Origin of the sequence: Acidithiobacillus ferridurans (genome assembly GCF_003966655.1) — a bacterium.
Taxonomy (GTDB): Bacteria; Pseudomonadota; Gammaproteobacteria; order Acidithiobacillales; family Acidithiobacillaceae; genus Acidithiobacillus; species Acidithiobacillus ferridurans.
In genome coordinates this window covers 2,652,016-2,670,875 of record NZ_AP018795.1, presented here as the reverse complement: position 1 = coordinate 2,670,875, position 18,860 = coordinate 2,652,016, and the positions used below count along the sequence as shown (strand labels likewise).

The window sequence follows — 18,860 nt, the reverse complement described above, 5'->3', positions numbered from 1 at the left end:
GCGACCTCTAATCCCGGACCTTTCGCCGTCCCTGTCCCGTCCAGCCACGCGATGGCGTTTGCAGAGCTTCCCTGCGACGGTTATTTTTTCGCGCTTCCGGCAGCGGCGCGGTGACGCGTTCCACGCTGTCGGAAGGTGGTGTAGCGGGATTGACCCACTGTACACTGGCGAGCAGGGCGTCACGTTCTTCATCGGACAATTCGTCAAAGTAACCGGTCTTGAGCAGGCGCGGCATCTCCACCACTCCGTAACGCACCCGAATCAGGCGGCTCACGGTCAGGCCCACCGCCTCAAAAAGTCGCCTTACCTCACGATTGCGCCCTTCCGCCAAAGTGACATGATACCAGCGATTAGCGCCTTCACCACCGGCTTCCTGCAAGGTCACAAAATGCGCTTCGCCGTCCTCCAGCACTACGCCCTGTAACAGGCGGGCCTGCCGCTCCGGACTTACCTCCCCCAGCACCCGGACAGCGTATTCCCGTTCGATGCCAGCACGGGGATGCATCAGCGCGTTGGCCAGATCACCGTCATTGGTGAGTAGCAGCAGGCCTTCGGTGTTGTAGTCGAGGCGACCTACCGCAATCCACCGGCTACCGCGCAATCGCGGTAGCCGGTCAAAAACCGTGGGACGCCCTGCCGGGTCGTTGCGGGTGGTGAGTTCCCCCGCGGGCTTGTGGTAGCGCAGCACGCGCAGGCGCGGGCGTACCCAGGAAGGAACCCGCAACACCTCCCCGTCCACGGCAATTTTGTCCTGTGCTGTCACCCGATCACCCAGTTTGGCGGGCTGGCCATTTACCACCACACGCCCCGCCGCGATCCATTCCTCCATGAGGCGGCGCGACCCCAGCCCAAAGCGGGCGAGCACTTTCTGCAATTTTTCGTCCATGTTTCCCCGGAACCTGTCCATCTGCGGCAAATACTTCCGGGATCATATCCTGTCCGCGCCCCGGCACCTATAAAAAAACAACCCCCGCACCAGGCGGGGGTATTTTCACTGACCAACGGAACGATCAGGAGGCCTTACGATGGCTATCTTCTTCCTTCAGACGGGTAATACCCATCATCTTGAACAGCACCTTCTCATAGAAGGGCTCGGAGACACCCATCTTCATCTTGCGGATAAAGTATTTTTCAAAGGCCACCTTCGCCAGATGCACCCAGCGACCGTAGGCAAAGACATCCACTTTACGGGGCTTCAACTGGGGCAAGGCGATGAATGCCGCGCCGCGATCACCCATATCGGCAAAACACACCGCATTCCAGGTGCCCATGGTCTGCTCGCCCTTGCGGCCTTCCAGATCCGCCTTGATGTTGTGCACCGCCGCCGACACCATGGATTCGATCATATAACCGGTCTTGGGCGCGCCGGTCGGCACCGGGGTCGTCTCTACCGGCGGAATGGCGATGGCGATACCCGCCGCAAAGATATTTGCGTATTTCTTGCTGCGCTGGTGCTCATCCACCAGCACGAAACCACCGGGGTTGCACAATCCTTCGACACCCGCCACCGCTGGCACGCCCTTGAAAGCCGGGATCATCATACCGAACTTGACTGGCAGGACCATCTCCTTGATGGTTTCACCCTTCTCGTCCACCTGGGTTACATACATCTTGTTGTCTTCGACCTTGGTGACCTTGCAGTTGGTATACGCTTCGATACCTTCTTCCTTGAGGCCCTTCGTCAGAATGCCCGTGGAATCGCCCACGCCCTGAATGCCCAGATGACCGATGTAAGGCTCACTGGTGATAAAGGTGAAGGACGGAATCTTGTCGCGCATGCCCCGCTTTTTGAGGTCGGAAGCGACGATCATGGCATATTCGTAAGCCGGTCCGAAGCAACTTGCGCCGGCCATGGCGCCGATGACGATGGGGCCGGGCTCGCGCAACAACGCCTGATATTCGGCAAAGGCCCGTTCCGCATGGTCCACCGTACAAATGGACTGCACCGGGCCTTCATGGGGATCGGAACCCGGTACATTCTCGAAAGCAAGCTTCGGACCTGTGGCGATCATCAGGTAGTCGTAATGTACCGTGCTGCCGTCGGCAAGGGTGATATTCTGCGCTTCGGCATCGATCTGTTCGGCGGACTGTGCGATGAAATGTATTCCTTTGCGTTCCACATAGGGCCGGATTGGAAAAGCGATATCATCGCGCTCCTTCCAGCCCACGCCCACCCACGGGTTGGATGGAACGAACTGGAAATAATCAGTGGCGCTGATCAGCGTCACCTCATGCCCGGTACCCAGAGCTTCCTTCATTTCGTAAGCCGCCGGCATTCCGCCTGTGCCCGCACCCAAAATTACCACATGTGCCATTATTGCCTGCTCCTCTCGTACCTTACCGCGCCAGATTCAAGGTAAGCCGCAACACCAGATCTCGCTTACCAAGTCCAATTGAATATTCTAGCCGGAGTATTATGGTACATTCCCAATTCGTCAAATTAGATTGTTGTTACTTTCCAAATATATTTTTAATAAGCTGAAGTTTAGACATGCAGCCTCCTCGCCAGCTTCTATGTGTGGCGATATGGCGTAGTAAATGTGGAGCAGGATTGAGTCAGGCGACCTTTTTGCGGGGTGGGTCATCGGTATCGGCCCAAAAGGCGGGGGCGGGGCACTGGAATTTCCCGGACTTCGGGTCGTAGCCCTTCCAGAATGGAACCCGCAGAAATTGCAGATGAAGCCATTGGGCCATGAGTCCTGCGGTGACAGGAGTAGCGATACGCCAGGGCGCTACTGCAGTCATGGGGAAATCTTCGGATAGGGTTTCGGCGAGGAGTTGCACCATGGACCAAGCGATGCAGCGGATTTGCATCCAGCGTTCCAAGACGGTGCGTTTTTGCTGCCAGAGGTTATGGATGCCCCACCAGCGTTTGAGATTGTGGAAGATCGGTTCGATCTGCCAGCGGTTGCTGTAGAGGACGACGATTTCGCTGGCGGTGAGATCCGTCTCGGAAGCGAGATAGAGGCGGGTGGGAGACCACCGATGATGCTTTTCATCGTAGATCGCACTCCATACGGCACGGACCGGATGGCCGTTCAGGAATCGTGCATTGGCGATGATGGATTGAAGACGGACCTTCTGCCGTTTCCCATAGAGATCCAGAGAGACGATCTCGGTGGGCAGCGCAGCCATGTCTTCCACGGTGTACTTGTTTCCATATATCCGAGGACGCCCGCGTTGGGATGTCCTCGGCGGTGGGTCGCGGAGCAGTACAGTATCTTTGCGCACCTGGCCGATGAACTGGCCTGCCGGCTGCAGGCCGTGCTGACGCAACAGGGGCAAGAGCAGGCGCCGCCGCATGAACCAAGCATCGGTGAGCAACCGGACGGGTACGGGGATGTGGGGTATAAAGGCGCGCAGCAATGCTCCGGCGATTTTCAGCTTGTGGGTGTTGCCGGTACTGGGCACCAGGCGCAAGCGGATGGGAAAGGAAATGGCTTTGCCGGAACGGGTACGCAGGGTCAACGCCAGACCCACCCAATTCTGGGCGAGGACATAACTGGGGCGGTTGTGCTTATGACTGTGGTCGAAGCGGATGGCCGCGCCTGGGGCCTTGGTAGAGTGCCGCAGGACCATCGTGTCGTCGACGACTAACTCGACGATCAGGGGCTTGGGCAAGGACTGCAGGAGCCAGCGTACCTGGGTTATGGCCAACGCCTGTGTACGCAAGGACGCACGCTCCAGGAGTTTGTAATAGGTGGTCCAGTGGCAGCGGAGGGAGATGCTGCTGAGGGCGCGGGTGACCCAGCCTTCGGGCGAGATCAGGCAACCGCAAAGCAGCTCCACAAAACTGCGCCGCGAGCGGGGCGGCACGACCGTCAGAAAGTAGGAAATCCACTCCGAGAGGCGGAGGGCAACGAGACGATGAAAGGGCATGACAGTGATTCCGAGAAGCCTAAAACGCTTCTCATTGGCCGACCCTTTTTTACAAGGGTCGGCCGCACGGCACTATCACTGTGTCAAGCACTTTCGTAGCAAAAATAGAAAAAACCCGGCGGAGCCGGGCTGTATGTCTAAACTTCAGTTTAATAAGGTTTCCGTCGGTTATGCCTGCATATCCATTTGTCCCTCGTCTACCGTCACGATCTCCGGCAATGCGGCCAGCGACGGCAATGAAAAATGTTCCAGAAAACCGGGTGTTGTCACCCAAAGCGCAGGGCGACCCGGTGTATCCCGGTGCCCGCTGATGGTAATCCAGCCCCGCTCCTGAAGCTGCTGCAGAATCTGCACGCTGACCGCAACCCCACGCCAGTGCTCTATTTCCGGGCGGGTCACCGGCTGCTGATAGGCAATCACCGCCAGCGTTTCCAACGTGGCCCGGGACAAAGGCCGAGGTGGCTCCACATGGAGGCGCGTCACGAGGGCGTTGTGACGCGGATGAATCTGCAGACGATAGCCATCCGCTACACAGACGAGTTGCAAAGGTCCCTCGCCGGTAGCCAACAGCGTGTTCAGCGCCGCCTCCCATCCCACGCAGTCGGGGTCGCCGTCGAAAATACCGGCCAGGCGCGTACGAGTAAGCGGCTCGGCGCTGGATAAAAACAATGCCAGGAGCGCTTCACGCATCAGCCACCGCAGACCTGCGCCGCCGGCACAACGATCTGCCAGCCCCCATCTTCATTTTCAACCAGGGCCAATGCCCGTTGCCGGAGCAATTCCAGCACCGCCAACAGGGACACTGCCAGAGCCAGGCGATCCGCCCGAAACGGCAGAAGCTCATTGAGATACCAGGGACGCGACTCCCGCCGACAAAGCAACAGTACCTCCACCATCCGCTGCCGTAGTCCCATATGCGGGTGCACCAGGGTATGGGCGGGGGATAGTCTGCGGAGCGGGCGCAGCAGCAACGCCCGCCAGGCATTCATCAGATCGGTGAGGGACACTGGAGGAGGTGCGGGAAACGGATCGGGATGTACCGCAGGGCAGACCGGCCAGAAATCCCGACCGGCCTGGGGCAGGGCGCGGAGCGCCGCAGCCTGGGCCTGCACCATAGCCAGGGCTTCCAGGCGGCGCGCCAGATCCTGCCGGGGATCAAAATCCGCATCGTCCCCAAGCGGACGCACCGGCAACAGCATGCGCGCCTTGATCTCCGCCAGCCAGGCGGCCATCACCAGATATTCCGCTGCGAGTTCCAGATTGCGGCGACGCGCCTCGTGCAGATAATGCAGGTACTGGCGGGTCACTTCGGCTACGGGAATATCGCGGATATCCATGCGGTTGCGGCGGATCAGCCAGAGCAGCAGCTCCAGCGGGCCGGAGAAGCTTTCCAGCAACAGTTCCAGGGCATCCGGCGGAACGAAGAGGCCGTCCGGCAGGTCTGCCCGTGATTGCCCGTGAACCCCTACAGGCGCAGCCGAAGCGCCGGATTCAGCAGTCGTGCCGCTCATGGGCCAGTCCCATGGCTGCACGGACCCGCTCCAGCGTCTGTGCGGCACGCTGGCGGGCACGCTGAGCGCCCGCATGAGCGATTTCCGTGAGTTGTTCTGGACGTGCGGCCCAGTACTCCGCGCGTTCACGGATCGGGGCCTGTTCGGCGAGCACGGCTTCGATTACCGGCTGTTTACAATCCAGGCAGCCGATACCCGCCGTCGTACAGCCGTTGCGGACCCATGCCTGCGTCTCAGGCCCGGAATATACCTGATGCAAGGCCCAGACCGGGCACTTTTCCGGCGTGCCAGGATCCGTGCGTGCCACCCGCGCCGGATCGGTGGGCATGGTACGGATTTTTTTCTGAACCACCTCAGGCGCTTCGCGTAACAGGATGGTATTCCCATAGGACTTGCTCATCTTCTGCCCGTCAAGCCCCGGCATTTTGGAGGCCGCCGTCAAAAGCGCCTGTGGTTCGCGTAGGATTTCGCGGCCTTTGCCTTCCAGATGGGCCAGGAGTTGCTCGCGCATCTCAGTGCTCAGTCCCGCCTGCGCCCCCAGGAATACCACTGCCTCGCTCACTGCCAGCGCATCGCCATCCTGCTGGAAGCGCTGCTGTAAGGACAAGAAAGTCTTCGCAGCACGCTTGCCCATGATCTGCAGACTCTTTTCCACCTGAGCCGCAGCGTCCGCACTGCGCCCGTAAAAACTGTTGAAACGCCGCGCCAACTCCCGGCTGATCTCCAGATGCGCGACCTGATCGGCGCCCACAGGTACCTTGTGAGCGTCATAAACCAGAATGTCTGCCGTCATCAACAGCGGGTAGCCCAGAAAACCGAAGGTGGCAAGATCACGTTCGCGCAATTTTTCCTGCTGATCTTTGAAGGTCGGGACACGCTCCAGCCACGACAGCGGCGTCAGCATTCCCAGCAGTAGCGCAAGTTCGGCATGCTCTGGCACATGGGACTGGATAAAGAGCACGGCTTTGTCCGGGTCCACACCCACGGCCAGCCATTCAATGAGCAGATCCCAAACCGCATCACTGATCCCGTGGGTCGTCTCGTAATGGGTGGTCAGCGCATGCCAGTCGGCGACGAAGAAATAGCACTCCGCTTCATCCTGCAGACGCAGCCAGTTTTTCAGTACGCCATGATAATGGCCCAGATGCAGGCGGCCCGTCGGACGCATGCCGGAAACGATGATTTCTCTCATCACCAACCACCCATCGTCAGAAAAAAGTTGCTCATCATCAGAAAAAGGGGACCCAGCACAGACCAGAGCACGCCGGTGAACAGCAGCACGATCAGGATGATGAATCCGTAAGGTTCAATCCGGCTCAGGGCAATGCTGGCGGACGGCGGCAAAAGCCCCACAGCCACCCGACCGCCGTCCAGCGGCGGGATAGGAATCAGATTGAAAATGATCAGGATCACGTTGATCAGGATGCCCGCTTTGCCCATCAACTGCATGGGTTCATCCAGATAGGCCAGGGCACCGGGAAGATGCCCGCCGAGCCACAGCACCAACGTCCAGAGGAAGGCCATCAGCAGGTTGGCGGCCGGCCCGGCGATAGCGACGAGCACCATATCGCGCTTGGGGTCTTTCAGACCGCCAAAATTGACCGGCACCGGTTTGGCATAGCCGAAGAGAAAGGGCGAATGAAACAGGAGCAGTATGCCCGGCAGAAGGATCGTTCCGAAGGGATCGATGTGTTTAATGGGGTTCAGGGTTAGCCGCCCCATGAGCATGGCCGTCGGGTCGCCCCGCTTCCAGGCGATCCAGCCATGGGCCACCTCATGCACGGTAATGGCGAACAGTACAGGAATGGCCCAAATGGCCAAGGTTTTGATAAATTGCGCGGCATCAGACATGGCCGGAGTATATCAGTGTAATGACCCACCCGCCTAATACACCGACATCTCAAACGACAGCACCCAGACCCAGCGCGGCCGGATCACCGGCACCTTCGCGAAGTAACCGGGGTGGCCACTGCAGCAAATCCACCACCGTTGAACAGCGCACCCCGCCAAGGCCGGACAGCAGCACCATATCCACCTGATTGCCCATCGTTTTACAGATTTCATCGGGATCCGTCAGCGGTGCAGATGCACCGGGGAGCTGCAGGGTGGAGCTCATCAAGGGTTCTCCCAACTCCGCAATCAGCCCCTCACAGAGGGGGCTGGCGGGTATGCGTACACCGATACTGCGCTTTTTCGGGTCGGCGAGGCGACGCGGCACATCCCGGGTCGCCGGCAGGATGAAGGTATAAGGTCCGGGCAGGATTCTCCGCAGCAGTGCGTAGGCGCGATCGTCCAGTTGGGCATAGTCGGTCAACTGAGAAATACTGGAAAACAGTAGCGAAAGGTCATGCTGCAAATCCAGTTGCCGGATGCGCCGCAGCCGGTCCTGGGATTCCCGTGCCGCCACCGTACAGCCCAAGGCATAGCAAGTATCTGTTGGATAAACCAGCAAGCCCCCGCCGCGCAACACTTCAGCCGCTTGCGCCAGCAATCGCGGTTGCGGGTTCACGGGATGCAACTCCACACACAACGCCATGACGACCTCCTGAAAATGCGACATTACCTGCCCTGGGCAGGTATCGGGGGAATAATACGTCAGCCACGCGCGGTCCCGCCAGATCTGCGCTATAGTTACAGGTCTTATCAACCGCAGATCAAGGAGGCGGCCAACACAATGCCCGCAGATAGCGTTCGTCCGACCTGGTCCCTGACCGACATTCCCTATGCCACCGTTGAAAAAGAAAAGATCATCGGCAACGCCGACTGGTTTTACCTGTTAGCCGGCGCCTCTTTTGTAGAAACGCTCTCCGATCTCTATACCCGCAACCTGGTGGAGTATTACCAGGAAAATGTCGGTGCCACCATTTGGTTGCACCAGGAGTGGGAGATGGAAGAGGTACAGCATGGGCGCGCGCTGCGCCAGTACGTGCTCTTTGTCTGGCCGGATTTCGACTGGGAACGTGCGTATCAGGGCTTCGTGGAAGCGTATGCGCCCTACTGCCGCACGGAGTTGCTCGGACCCACTCACGCGCTGGAGATGGCTTCGCGTTGTGTCGTCGAGACGGGTACAGCCAGCTTCTACACGATGATTCAGGCGGCGAGCCCGGAGCCGGTACTGCGCCAGATCGCCGCACATATCCGCGCTGACGAAGTTCGCCACTACAAATATTTTTATAGAATTTTCAGGCAATATCAGGCCGCCGAAAAAAATTCGCGCTGGCGTATCGGCCGCGAACTATGGAAACGAGTAGTGGAAGCAGACCAGGAAGACAGTTATCTGGCGATCAAAAATGCATTTGAAGTGAAAAATCCGGGAGAGAAGTTTTTCGTAGAGGACTTTGCCGCGTTCCGGAAACGCATAGGCGGCTGGATAGATCGCTATTACCCTTTCGATATGGCCATCAAGATGCTGCTCAAACCCGTCGCCTTGCCCCCCCTGCTGCAAAGGGCGGCACTCCCCCTGCTCAGCCACGGCGCACGCCGCGCCATACTCGGCTGAGCATGGCACACGCCGGTCGGGTATGACTCATACGGACCAGGTCCGCACCACGCCGGCAGTTTCGCCTACCGGCGTCCCTTCCTCCGGTGACGCGGGCGTCAGCTTCAGCCACTGAGCCTGTTCCACATGGCCCACCACCTGGCCCGCGGCACTGATTGCCTGCAAACCGGATTGCAACACCGGTTGGGCAGATGCGCTATGCGTGGGGCTGGCAACGGGGGTCACCGTATTCACAAAACTCCCCAAGGCCACAAAAGGTGCGGCGATCAGCATCGTTAACAGGGTATTATAGATGGACTTTTTCATGGCTGTTCCTTTTGGATCGTCGGATGCGTAGTGAATTAAGCAAGTACCGTGCCATCGCGCAGAATGTACAGCAGCCAGCGGCGAAGATCGCATGCATATACAAGGTCATGCGCATTTTTGCGGACAACGGACCAAACAGCGCGCAACGCAAAACTTCTGCCATATGCGCCAAATACCTGCAATCCTGTCGTCAGCCCCCGACACAAAATCCTCTCCGATTTATTTTTAGTGAATAAATAAATAGTTGGAGCGTTTCCACAGAACTACATGCGGTGGGAGCACATCACCGTACCTTGTGATAACGTAACAAACGATTTTTTACCCAAGCCCAGCTACTGGCAGGTGGGGAAGAGTTCAAGGAAGGAGATGCGCGTGATCTACCGGATAAGCATTGGGCCGATCGACAATGGCACGCCTGACAACGGGCGATGTTCATGTTCAGGCTATTTTCTGCTGGGGATGCTTCTTGCAATCTGGACGGTTCCGCTGCTGGCCCAGGCATCCAGCCTGCAGCTTTCGACGGCCAACGCAACGCTGCAGGCCATCCACCGCGGGCTGTCACAGCATGCCGATACGCGACAGCTTCAGAACTGGCAGAAAAGCGTAACCGCTATTGGCCATGATGCAGACGCCTGCATGACCGAAAAAAACAGCAATCTAAGCCAGACAGACAAGGCCCTGGGCATTCTTGGACCCGCCGTCGCCGGCGAACCGGAAAATCTGACGGTTTTGCGCCAGAAGCTGCAGAACGAGCAGAAAACACTCAGCGGAGAACTCGCCACCTGTAAGATTTTCGCCATTGCGAGCGCGGATCTGAGCCAACAGATCCGCAAAAAACGGGATGCGCTACTGGCCCAAATGCTGTTGCGCCATGATCACAATATCTGGCAGCAGGCCATGGCCCTTCTGTCTATTTCTGCCACCACCTGGGTGGACGAGCAGCATTTCTGGCTTACCTGGAATGAACATCCCATTTTTGCCCAGAAGGGCCTGCAACTCTCCGCAGGGATCGGCATCTTCCTGTTCGCCCTGCTGTCGTTTCTGCGGGTGCCTTTGGCCAAGGCCATACACCGCACGCTGGATTTGTCCGATGCGCAGCGTATTTTCTACCACTATGCGCCCTTGCTGGGAGGCGTCGCCGCAGTTGCCGCCTCAAGCTATATTACAGACACTTTTTCGCCCCTCATTGCCCTCATATTCGGCACCTGGGGCACCTATGCCGCTATCTCCATGCTGCTGGCATGGGCCCTGCGGTCGTCCGGCATCGTCGGTCGCCATTTTTCCTGGGAGCAGCAAACGCTGCGCTCCGCACTGCGAACCCTGCGGTTCATTGCCCTCTTCTCCCTGTTCGGGCTCGTGTGGATAGGCATTTCCCCTCAGGATCCCCTGTCAGCAGCAGACCGAGCCTTTTTCGTGTCCGCATACCATCTAGTCCTCCTCGGCGCGGTGTTATGGCTGGTCTGGCGAACTGGCGTGCAAAAACCTTTCCGAGCTTATCCGCTGCCCAGGATGGCCCTACTTCTGGCCTTGATCGGTACCGCCATATGTACGCTGTCCGGTTATCGCAACCTTTCCGATTATCTGTTCTTCGGCCTGCTGACGTCCCTGCTGGCCCTCAGCCTGGGGTTCCTGTTGTCCTGGGGGCTTGCCGAATTCTGGATGCGGGCGGCACAAAAATCCGGTCTCTGGCAACATTTCCTGCGCCGCCGCCTACGCCTGAAGGAAGATCAGCAGCTGCCGTGGATAACCTGGTTCAGCACAATCAGTTACACCGCCGTATGGTTGGGGGTTGCCGCCTTCGTCCTGCATGCCTGGGGCCTGACCCATACAGGATTTACATTGATCTGGAAATATTTTATTACCGGATTCACCATTGCCGGTTTTCACATCCAGCCCTTCCGCTGGGTGATCGCCGCGATACTGCTCGCCATCCTGTTCAACATCAACGCCCTGGTCCAGAAATACCTGTCTGATAACTCGCGGATTATCAGCCACATGGAAAGCGGAGCTCGCCACTCCGTATTATCCATCCTCCGTTATACTGGATTCATTATCGCGGTGTTGATTGCGCTCTCCACGGCCGGCGTCGCACTCGGTAACCTTGCCATCGTCGCCGGCGCCCTATCGGTAGGCATTGGCTTTGGCCTGCAAAATATCGTCAATAATTTTGTGTCTGGTCTGATTCTGCTATTGGAGCGTCCCATTCGTGTTGGTGACTGGATTCAGGTGGGTACCACTCAGGGATATGTGCAGAAGATGAGCATCCGTTATACCCTGATCCTTACTTTTGACCGCACTGAAGTCTTCGTTCCTAATTCTGAACTGATCTCTGGCCAGGTGACCAATTGGATGTACACAAATAGCGTGTTGCGCCTCATGATCCCCTTCAGCATTGCCCATGATGCCGATATTCCGCTGGTAAAGCAGTTGCTGGTAGCGGAAGGTCAAAATCATCCCGACGTCCTGCAAGATGATCCGCGCGGCATTCCGCCCACCGCGCTGTTGCTGGATGTCAGCGAAAATGCACTGCAATTCTATCTGCGGGTGTATCTGGACGACTGTAACAAGAGTTATAACGTGCAGACCGACCTGCGTGCTTCCGTGGTGGAAAGTCTGCTCCGCCATAACGTAACACTGGCACACCAGCAGCAGGACGTCCACATTATCCCCGACCAGACTTTACCTGCGGATGAGAACGTGGCTCAGCCAACAAGGGCGCATTAGCCATCGGGTTATCGCGATGGGTCCGCATCGGTATATGCCCTATCGTTTCGGGATTGTCCGCCGACTCACCGCTTTTTAGAGTAACAAGTCGTTGATTACCAAGTTGTCACGATGAATCAACACATCTTCCAGCACCTCAGGATCATCCGCCAGTTCATGACTCTGCTTCCGGCAGCAGCGGGCAGCGACCGGCGCGTCGAGATTGATCAAACCGCGGGCGATGTCCCGCCCCAACGGATCTTTGCAAAGGACCAAATCGCCCCGCCGGAATGTGCCTTCTACCGCGATAACGCCCACCGGCAGTAAGCTGCTTCCCTCCTCCAGAATCGCCTGGGCCGCTCCCTGATCCAGATGCAGCACTCCGTGGCTGCGCAGATGCCCGGCCAGCCAGCGCTTGCGCGCAGCCAGTTTAGGTAAGCGGGCATGAATGAAGGTGCCGATCGCTTCCCCCTGCTGCAAGCGTGGCAAGACTTCCGGACCGCGTCCATCTGCAATGATCGTCGACGTACCAGAACGCGCGGCACGTGCAGCAGCACGCACCTTTGCCAGCATACCGCCCGTTCCCACCCGGGAACCTCCTCCCCCGGCAATGCGCTCCAGCATCGGATCACCCGCACCGACCTCCGTCAGGAGCGTTGCTTCGGGATGACTGCGCGGATCAGCGTCATACAGTCCCGCCTGATCGGTAAGAATGACCAGGATATCGGCATCCAGCAGATTGCTCACCAATGCCGCCAAGGTATCGTTGTCGCCCAGATTGATCGCACTGTAAGAAACCACGTCATTTTCGTTGATGATGGGCAGCACGTTCATGTCCAGCAGCGTACGTAACGTGGAGCGTGCATTCAGGTAGCGCCGACGGGTACGAAGATCATCGTGGGTCAACAACACCTGACCGCAGTATAAACGGTCATTTTCGGGCTGCGCGCATTCCTGCAGCATCTTCTCATAGGTATGTATCAAAGCGGATTGACCGACGCTGGCCGCGGCTTGTCGGGTTTTGAGTGAAACCGGCCGATCTGTCCAGCCCAGACGTTGCATTCCAGCGCTTACTGATCCGGAGGACACCAGTACCACTTCTACACCACGCTGATGCAACTGCAGAATTTGCTGCACCCAGGCGCGTATCGCGGTGGTGTCCAGATGCTGGCCGTCATTCGTCAGCAGACTGCTGCCAATTTTAATCACCCAACGCTTCGCATCCGTTTGCAGATTTGAACGATTTGACCATCGGTTAGGTTCTTTTGCCCGTTTTTTCCCGATGCGGTCCGTCATGCATCTCTCCTGTTTACCAAATAGATTCGTTATTGAAAAAGGTAAGTCCATGCCGGTAGTACCGTCACTCACTTACATGCTGCTCACGGCGCATCCGCCTCCCGCTTTCTAAAATGCTGCATGTACGCTCTCATGGTACTGTCCGCCACCGCCTGATGAATGGCCACATAAAATATCAGCAGGCTCAAAACGGCCACTGCCGCCATGCCGGGAAAAAATCCAAGCACCCCCGTTCCGCCCAGAACCGCCGGGCTCAGCCAACTGATTCCCCACAAACCCAAAAAATACGGAATAATCCACCACATATACTGCCACCCCATTGCGGACCATCTGCCTTTCCGCCAGATGCCGGTAATGGCATAAAAGATGAGCAGGGCAAACAAGGTGCCGAAAATAAAATTCAGGGTATCCAGACCCGACCAGAATACGATCCAGCTGGCTACGACGAAGGTGAGCGGGGCGATGACCGGTGCTGCCCACAAGCGAAAAGGGCGCTCCAGATCAGGCATTGCACGACGCAGCTGAATCAGCGCAACAGGACCGATGACATAGGACAGTACCGTCATAGAAGCGATGTAACCCACCATTTTCTGCCAGGAGGGAAACGGAAAAAAGAACAGCCCACCGACAGCGTACAGCAAAATCAGGCTGGCCCAGGGAACCCCATGCCGATTGATGTGTGCCACCCACTTGGGTGCTGCTCCGGTATCGGCGGTCGCGAGGGTAACCCGGGCTGCGGTGGTGGTATAAATCAATGCGGTCCCGCCCGGTGATACAAACGCATCGACGTACAGCAGCACGGCCAGCCAGCCAGCTCCCACCGCGGCAGCAAGGGCGGCAAAAGGACCGTTGATTCCAGAAAAACGTAGATGTCGCCAGCCTCCTGCCGCCAAATCGGCAGGATGTATCCCACCGATAAAAGCTATCTGTAAGGCGACATAAATTCCCGATGCAATCAAGACAGATGCGATAACGGCGATCGGTATATCCCGTTTCGGGTTTTTACTTTCCCCAGCCAGGTCGACAGCATGACGAAAGCCCAGCAGGCTGAAAATCACACCGCTGGTGGCTACGGCAACGAACATCCCGTGAAAATCGGCCGTGGCATTCTGGGTATGCACCACGAAATTACCGGGGTGCCACGATGTGGCGAGCAACACGCCAACCGTCAGCACAGGAATCGAAATTTTCCACCAGGTGGCGCCATTGTTGATCTTCAACACCCAGTGCACCACCAGAAAATTGATGGCAACAAAGAAGGCCAGCAACACCAGCGCGACGGCGAAACCTGTGACGCTGAGCAGGTCAGAATGCTGCTGCAGCAATCCCGGCAGGTAATTATTGGCGTAGGTCAGTATGGCCGTAACTTCAATAGGCGCGATGGTGGCGTAAGAGAGAAAGAGAATCCAGCTCCACATATGGCCAATGATCGGGCCGTTGCCCACGTGGGCCAGATGAACCACTGCTCCAGCCCGGGGAACCAGCGGACCAAGTTCCGCAAAAACCAATGCCAGCAAAAGAATGGCGAAGGCGCCGATCATCCATGAACCGACCGCGTATGGGCCTGCTTGCTGAGCCGTATACAGTGGTCCAAACAACCATCCAGAGCCAATTGAAGCGCCCACACAGGCGAGTATAAGGCCTTGCAGAGAACCCTCTCGCCGCAGCCTGTTTTTTATATTCTGGAGCGTTATGGATGCCATGATTTCTCCCGACATGTGGTGAATATCACGGTGCAGAATGACCAAGGAATTGCGCGTTACAGCCACACCGAATATTTTTAATATGTATTACTGATGAATATTTATATTTTTTATTATTACATTTCTTACAAAAAATGTCAACGCTGTCTATTTAATGTACAAAATAATTAGCGTATGTCAGCATAACAATTAATGCGAGAAAACCATAAGACGGTATGGCGTAAAGCGATAAATGATGCGGAAAAGCGCTAGGGAAGACGCACATGGTCGAAAGTCGGCAACGGCGGATTTTTCATAAAACATAACGGCAACTCAGGCCGCAGAGAAACACCCAATTGCCGCCATATATACTTACTTACCGTCTGGTCATTCCCACTCGATTATCATCTAGTGTGACTATTCTTTGCAATACAATGAGCTGTAAGAATATTTACTGACGATGCCATGAAAAATACCATGCCCAGCGATTTTATGCCACGTTCAACTCCTGAGACAATTCGGGATGTTTGATGATAAGCCGAAGCAGGCACAGCACTCCACCCGGCGGCGCAAATCTCCCCTGCTCCCAGTCGCGCAGCGTCGCCACGGGGGTTTCGATGCAATCGGCGAATGCGGCTTGCGTCAGGCCAGGCTTCTCCCTCGCTTGACGCACAAGCAGTCGCTCGGGCGTGGTGACGCGCCCAATCCCTGCCTTCGCCTCTGGGAGCGCCTGACGCAGGTCGGGCAGAACGTCACCGGCATCTGCCTCGATAGCCGTTGCCACCTTCTCAACGTCGAATTTCCTGATGCCCATGTCAACACCACCTTCTTGATTTCAGCGGGAAGCATATTGGCGCGTTCGGCTTTGGCATACGCCGCTACCAGCAGCACCACTTCCTGCTCTGTCAGGTTGAAGTAGATCACCCGCGCACCGCTAGATTTGCCAGACCCGGCACGGCTCCAGCGAACCCTGCGTGCTCCATCCGCACCGGGGATCACGTCCCCGACTAGCAGATTCGCCGCAATCCAGTCGATGAAGACCAGCCGCTCGTCTTCCGACCACAGCTTTTCCGCCTGCTTCTGGAATGTCGGGGTTTCGATCACAGTGCGCGATTTCCGCACCCTATCAAGTCTTGTCACAAATTATTTAAGGACAGACGGTCAGCCGGACCGCCGCCGTCCCAGAATTGCGCGATTCGGCAGCAGATCGAAGCCTAGCGCTCGCTCGGACCTTACCCGCTTACGTTATAGTCACCTGCCGCAGCACGCGCGCGGCGGGCTGGTATACAAGAGCAACGACCATGGTCCTCAGTTCCAGTCCTGCAACGACTTGATCGCGGCATCCACCTTCTTCAGCAGTGACCGCAGCGGCGGGCAGTCGGGATAGTGCTCGCCCAAGAGTATCTTCGCTTGCGCCAGACTCTGCACATGGCGCTCGCGTTCGGCTTCAGCCAGCGCCCGCGAAAACATCGAGCCGGACTCGTTGTAGTACAAATCGAAGAACTGCTCGTTTGGAAGTTCGGCGTGGTTGTACTCACGTTGCGTCCATTCATCGAGTTCGCTGCGAATCGCATCGACGCGGTTGTAGACACCCTTGCGGTAGTAAGTGTCCTCCAGCACCGACTTCAGCAGCCGACCGACTTGCGCATGCGTTTCAATCGGCATCCGGCCCTTCGGACGGCGCTGCGGACCAACGAAGGTTTGCACATAGCCAACTGAATTGCGTTGTCCGCCTGACTTACGTGGCATTTCTGGCTTGTCCTTCGTGGCGGCTGCCTTGACGATGGCACCAGGACTCACGAAGAACGGCATCATTGGCGCGGACTCCCCGTCCCATGCGGCTTCGACAATGGGTGAAGGCAGCTTGTCCAGAGCAGCCGCGATGGGTTGCAGCGAAATGCCTTTCGACTCATCCGCGATTAGGTAGAGGCGGGAACCGACATCGGGAGCGTACATGCCCGCCCACTCAGGCTTGACGATAGTGAAGCCATGTTCCTTCGCCCAGGTGTCGCGCTCCTTCTCCTTGCCCTCAACAGCGCTCTCATAGGGCTCGTCCGCGAAGAGGTAACGCTTCGTCTGGCGGTCATACCAGATGCTGTAGTGGTCTCGGCCAGGAACTGCGTTGCTTGACCGACCGCTGGGGAAAGCGCGGCTGTAACTCTTGGACGGACGCAGCTTCGTTGCATCCATGAAATGCAGGGCGCGTGCGGCCGCGCAGACCGCGCGCCGAGCTGCCGACTGCGAACTCTGCAGGTGCTCTCGCGCCAGATGGTCGGGCCCCTCGGTATGGAAGTCCGCCAGTGCGCGATGGTTCTGCAACTGGAGCGGAGTGATGAGATCACCCCACGGCACGGACAGCCAAGTGGTCAGCGTCTCGCGTCCGGTCTCGCCACCATCGCGATCCTTCCAGTAGGAAGTTAGGAAGACACTGTGGCCGGGGCGGGAACGCTGCGTTTGGGGGGCAGCACGCAGCACATTGCCGGCATGACGGAAGTTCTGGAATCCCGCTGCCTGCGCGGCGGCGTCCAAGGCCTGCGTATGCTGGATTCCTCGCTCGATCTTGAGCGATTTCGCGAGGCGTTTGATGCCGTCCATTGTGGACGGCCGAATGGATTCACTCGACATGACAAGTTCTCCCGGTTCATGGCGAAACGTCACCCGTCTGCCGCTTCTCGAACCTGAACATGGCATGCATAGGAAGAGAGGGAGTTTTCCGACAGTGCTGTCAACAGCTTTGCTATGACGGGTGGCAGGCTCCTGCCCGAAGCCTTTCTGATAGTATTTCACAAGCCCAGCACGATTGGCAAGATCGAACGATCGGAATGGCATACCCCCATTACTTTGGTATTTCAATCATGTCGCCGGTGGGCCGCAACAGGCTGCGGAGTGGGACCGACACATTGGCGCAACCGATTGTCATCCAAGTTGTTCAGGTCCTCAGCATTGCGGACGTCCACAGACAGCCGTGCCAAGTATTGGCCGCGCGTCAGCCGCACCGAAACCTTGGTGAGGGGCAATGCGTCGGACGGCAAGCCTAATCCCAGCCTTTCGGCCAGGCTTCGCTCTATGCCCTGCCAGAAGTCTTATTTGATCTGGTCCGCCAGATCCGTTTCGACGATCTCCAGCAGCGATCGATCACCGCACAGGAATATCGAGGCAGTTGAGTGCGCGGGATGAATCTGACATCCAAGTCCAAGGCCATTCAGCCGATCTTTAGTAACATGCCGCCGACGGGCTATTGGAGTGGTGCCCCACGTCCCCAGCTTCAGCTTCAAATAGACAGCCAGGTCGAACAGGCTCACCTCTGTTCCATGCGCACGCCAGCGCTTCGGTGTGAATGGCTGCCAAAGCGCAACCGATCTGTTCACCGGTTGCGCAGGCGTGGAATCGTATGCCCGGCCTCGGGATTCGTATGGGTCGGGATCTATCTTGATAACCAGATTCGCCCCAGCCCAGCCTAGAGCGTCCTCGCCGAGGCGCGTCCAAGATAACACCAAGAGCCTCGCCTTTTCGTAGGGCAATGGAGCTTGCACTGGAAGCAGGTCGGCCAACATTTCAAGCTCTTTCCCCAAGTCTTGCGGGATTGTGTTGAGAGTTGCATCACTCATCTTCAATATCTTCCTCTGGCTCTGCATTCTGCAAATGGTCAACCGGGTGGCGATAGCCATTTATAGCCCAGGCTGCAGCGATAAGCAGGTCCGGTGCCCCGTCCTCGATAAACGCCGCCCCGCAAAGCAGTTCGTCGGGCGCTTCGATTTCTTTGTAGTTCATCACCACTCCCTTTCTGGGTTCTTGTCCGGTATAGATCAGGCGCGGGTGATCCCCCGTATTTATCTCCCAATCCTTCGATCTATACCCAAACGGTTTCTGATATAGAGGACTACTCAATGTTCCAAGGTACTTTCATCACCGCTCTACAAATGGCAGTACGCCGACAAGCAATATTGGACTGCAACGGGACCAGGGCGAACACTACGGTGACCA

The 18,860-nt window shown here is 57.4% G+C and carries 17 protein-coding genes; 2 read left to right on the top strand and 15 right to left on the bottom strand.

Annotated features, from left to right (window positions below; all coding sequences use genetic code 11):
• Positions 1-7: 7 nt before the first annotated feature.
• The 8 genes from rluB to AFERRID_RS13745 all read right to left on the bottom strand — a co-directional run bounded on the left by rluB (position 8) and on the right by AFERRID_RS13745 (position 7,926).
• Positions 8-886: a 23S rRNA pseudouridine(2605) synthase RluB gene (gene rluB / locus AFERRID_RS13780; protein ID WP_113525887.1), complete on the bottom strand. Its 879-nt coding sequence runs from the start codon at positions 884-886 to the stop codon at positions 8-10.
• A gap of 124 nt (positions 887-1,010) precedes the next feature.
• The gene (locus AFERRID_RS13775) at positions 1,011-2,315 is read right to left on the bottom strand and encodes a sulfide:quinone oxidoreductase (RefSeq protein WP_113525689.1); all 1,305 of its coding nucleotides are present in this window, start codon (positions 2,313-2,315) and stop codon (positions 1,011-1,013) included.
• Positions 2,316-2,556: 241 nt separating this feature from the next.
• Positions 2,557-3,879 (bottom strand): IS701 family transposase, encoded by a 1,323-nt coding sequence (locus tag AFERRID_RS13770; RefSeq protein ID WP_070807692.1) that lies wholly within the window; start codon positions 3,877-3,879, stop codon positions 2,557-2,559.
• Positions 3,880-4,047: 168 nt separating this feature from the next.
• On the bottom strand, positions 4,048-4,569 hold the full coding sequence (scpB, locus tag AFERRID_RS13765; RefSeq protein ID WP_113525690.1) for an SMC-Scp complex subunit ScpB: 522 nt from the start codon (positions 4,567-4,569) through the stop codon (positions 4,048-4,050).
• Positions 4,569-5,390 carry a segregation and condensation protein A gene (locus tag AFERRID_RS13760; RefSeq protein WP_126605511.1) on the bottom strand — a complete coding sequence of 274 codons (822 nt, stop codon included), beginning with the start codon at positions 5,388-5,390 and terminating at the stop codon, positions 4,569-4,571. Before AFERRID_RS13760 ends, scpB begins: the two co-directional genes overlap by 1 nt.
• Positions 5,371-6,582 (bottom strand): tryptophan--tRNA ligase, encoded by a 1,212-nt coding sequence (locus AFERRID_RS13755; RefSeq protein ID WP_113525692.1) that lies wholly within the window; start codon positions 6,580-6,582, stop codon positions 5,371-5,373. Before AFERRID_RS13755 ends, AFERRID_RS13760 begins: the two co-directional genes overlap by 20 nt.
• Entirely contained in the window at positions 6,582-7,241 is a 660-nt protein-coding gene (locus AFERRID_RS13750) for a site-2 protease family protein (protein ID WP_126605510.1), read from the bottom strand. Before AFERRID_RS13750 ends, AFERRID_RS13755 begins: the two co-directional genes overlap by 1 nt.
• A 49-nt stretch (positions 7,242-7,290) precedes the next feature.
• Positions 7,291-7,926 carry an L-threonylcarbamoyladenylate synthase gene (locus tag AFERRID_RS13745; protein WP_113525694.1) on the bottom strand — a complete coding sequence of 212 codons (636 nt, stop codon included), beginning with the start codon at positions 7,924-7,926 and terminating at the stop codon, positions 7,291-7,293.
• A gap of 138 nt (positions 7,927-8,064) precedes the next feature.
• Between AFERRID_RS13745 and AFERRID_RS13740 the strand changes: the two genes are divergently transcribed.
• Complete coding sequence (locus AFERRID_RS13740; protein WP_126605509.1) at positions 8,065-8,889, top strand: ferritin-like domain-containing protein; 825 nt, start codon at positions 8,065-8,067, stop codon at positions 8,887-8,889.
• 27 nt (positions 8,890-8,916) lie between these two features.
• Here the strand turns inward: AFERRID_RS13740 and AFERRID_RS13735 are convergent, their stop codons facing one another.
• Complete coding sequence (locus AFERRID_RS13735; RefSeq protein WP_113525696.1) at positions 8,917-9,195, bottom strand: hypothetical protein; 279 nt, start codon at positions 9,193-9,195, stop codon at positions 8,917-8,919.
• A 366-nt stretch (positions 9,196-9,561) separates the two neighbouring features.
• On the opposite strand from AFERRID_RS13735, the gene AFERRID_RS13730 reads away from it, so the two are divergent.
• Positions 9,562-11,919 (top strand): mechanosensitive ion channel family protein, encoded by a 2,358-nt coding sequence (locus AFERRID_RS13730; RefSeq protein ID WP_126605508.1) that lies wholly within the window; start codon positions 9,562-9,564, stop codon positions 11,917-11,919.
• Between the two features lie 75 nt (positions 11,920-11,994).
• Here the strand turns inward: AFERRID_RS13730 and proB are convergent, their stop codons facing one another.
• The 6 genes from proB to AFERRID_RS15210 form a co-directional block, all read right to left on the bottom strand.
• Positions 11,995-13,194, bottom strand: coding sequence for a glutamate 5-kinase (gene proB, locus AFERRID_RS13725; protein WP_113525699.1), 1,200 nt, complete (start codon positions 13,192-13,194; stop codon positions 11,995-11,997).
• Positions 13,195-13,277: 83 nt separating this feature from the next.
• Entirely contained in the window at positions 13,278-14,897 is a 1,620-nt protein-coding gene (locus tag AFERRID_RS13720) for an APC family permease (RefSeq protein WP_126605507.1), read from the bottom strand.
• A gap of 469 nt (positions 14,898-15,366) precedes the next feature.
• Positions 15,367-15,690 carry a helix-turn-helix domain-containing protein gene (locus AFERRID_RS13715; RefSeq protein WP_126605506.1) on the bottom strand — a complete coding sequence of 108 codons (324 nt, stop codon included), beginning with the start codon at positions 15,688-15,690 and terminating at the stop codon, positions 15,367-15,369.
• 494 nt (positions 15,691-16,184) lie between these two features.
• The gene (locus tag AFERRID_RS13705; RefSeq protein ID WP_126605505.1) at positions 16,185-17,501 is read right to left on the bottom strand and encodes a DUF5623 domain-containing protein; all 1,317 of its coding nucleotides are present in this window, start codon (positions 17,499-17,501) and stop codon (positions 16,185-16,187) included.
• A 458-nt stretch (positions 17,502-17,959) separates the two neighbouring features.
• Positions 17,960-18,484, bottom strand: coding sequence for a hypothetical protein (locus tag AFERRID_RS13700; protein WP_126605504.1), 525 nt, complete (start codon positions 18,482-18,484; stop codon positions 17,960-17,962).
• Entirely contained in the window at positions 18,477-18,647 is a 171-nt protein-coding gene (locus AFERRID_RS15210; protein WP_172959381.1) for a hypothetical protein, read from the bottom strand. The genes AFERRID_RS13700 and AFERRID_RS15210 overlap by 8 nt, the downstream gene beginning before the upstream one ends.
• Positions 18,648-18,860: the final 213 nt, after the last annotated feature.

Coding starts and splice junctions, on each gene's coding strand:
- rluB (WP_113525887.1), bottom strand. CDS start 886: ATGGACGAAAAATTGCAGAAAGTGCTCGCCCGCTTTGGGCTGGGGTCG.
- AFERRID_RS13775 (WP_113525689.1), bottom strand. CDS start 2,315: ATGGCACATGTGGTAATTTTGGGTGCGGGCACAGGCGGAATGCCGGCG.
- AFERRID_RS13770 (WP_070807692.1), bottom strand. CDS start 3,879: ATGCCCTTTCATCGTCTCGTTGCCCTCCGCCTCTCGGAGTGGATTTCC.
- scpB (WP_113525690.1), bottom strand. CDS start 4,569: ATGCGTGAAGCGCTCCTGGCATTGTTTTTATCCAGCGCCGAGCCGCTT.
- AFERRID_RS13760 (WP_126605511.1), bottom strand. CDS start 5,390: ATGAGCGGCACGACTGCTGAATCCGGCGCTTCGGCTGCGCCTGTAGGG.
- AFERRID_RS13755 (WP_113525692.1), bottom strand. CDS start 6,582: ATGAGAGAAATCATCGTTTCCGGCATGCGTCCGACGGGCCGCCTGCAT.
- AFERRID_RS13750 (WP_126605510.1), bottom strand. CDS start 7,241: ATGTCTGATGCCGCGCAATTTATCAAAACCTTGGCCATTTGGGCCATT.
- AFERRID_RS13745 (WP_113525694.1), bottom strand. CDS start 7,926: ATGGCGTTGTGTGTGGAGTTGCATCCCGTGAACCCGCAACCGCGATTG.
- AFERRID_RS13740 (WP_126605509.1), top strand. CDS start 8,065: ATGCCCGCAGATAGCGTTCGTCCGACCTGGTCCCTGACCGACATTCCC.
- AFERRID_RS13735 (WP_113525696.1), bottom strand. CDS start 9,195: ATGAAAAAGTCCATCTATAATACCCTGTTAACGATGCTGATCGCCGCA.
- AFERRID_RS13730 (WP_126605508.1), top strand. CDS start 9,562: ATGCGCGTGATCTACCGGATAAGCATTGGGCCGATCGACAATGGCACG.
- proB (WP_113525699.1), bottom strand. CDS start 13,194: ATGACGGACCGCATCGGGAAAAAACGGGCAAAAGAACCTAACCGATGG.
- AFERRID_RS13720 (WP_126605507.1), bottom strand. CDS start 14,897: ATGGCATCCATAACGCTCCAGAATATAAAAAACAGGCTGCGGCGAGAG.
- AFERRID_RS13715 (WP_126605506.1), bottom strand. CDS start 15,690: ATGGGCATCAGGAAATTCGACGTTGAGAAGGTGGCAACGGCTATCGAG.
- AFERRID_RS13705 (WP_126605505.1), bottom strand. CDS start 17,501: ATGTCGAGTGAATCCATTCGGCCGTCCACAATGGACGGCATCAAACGC.
- AFERRID_RS13700 (WP_126605504.1), bottom strand. CDS start 18,484: ATGAGTGATGCAACTCTCAACACAATCCCGCAAGACTTGGGGAAAGAG.
- AFERRID_RS15210 (WP_172959381.1), bottom strand. CDS start 18,647: ATGAACTACAAAGAAATCGAAGCGCCCGACGAACTGCTTTGCGGGGCG.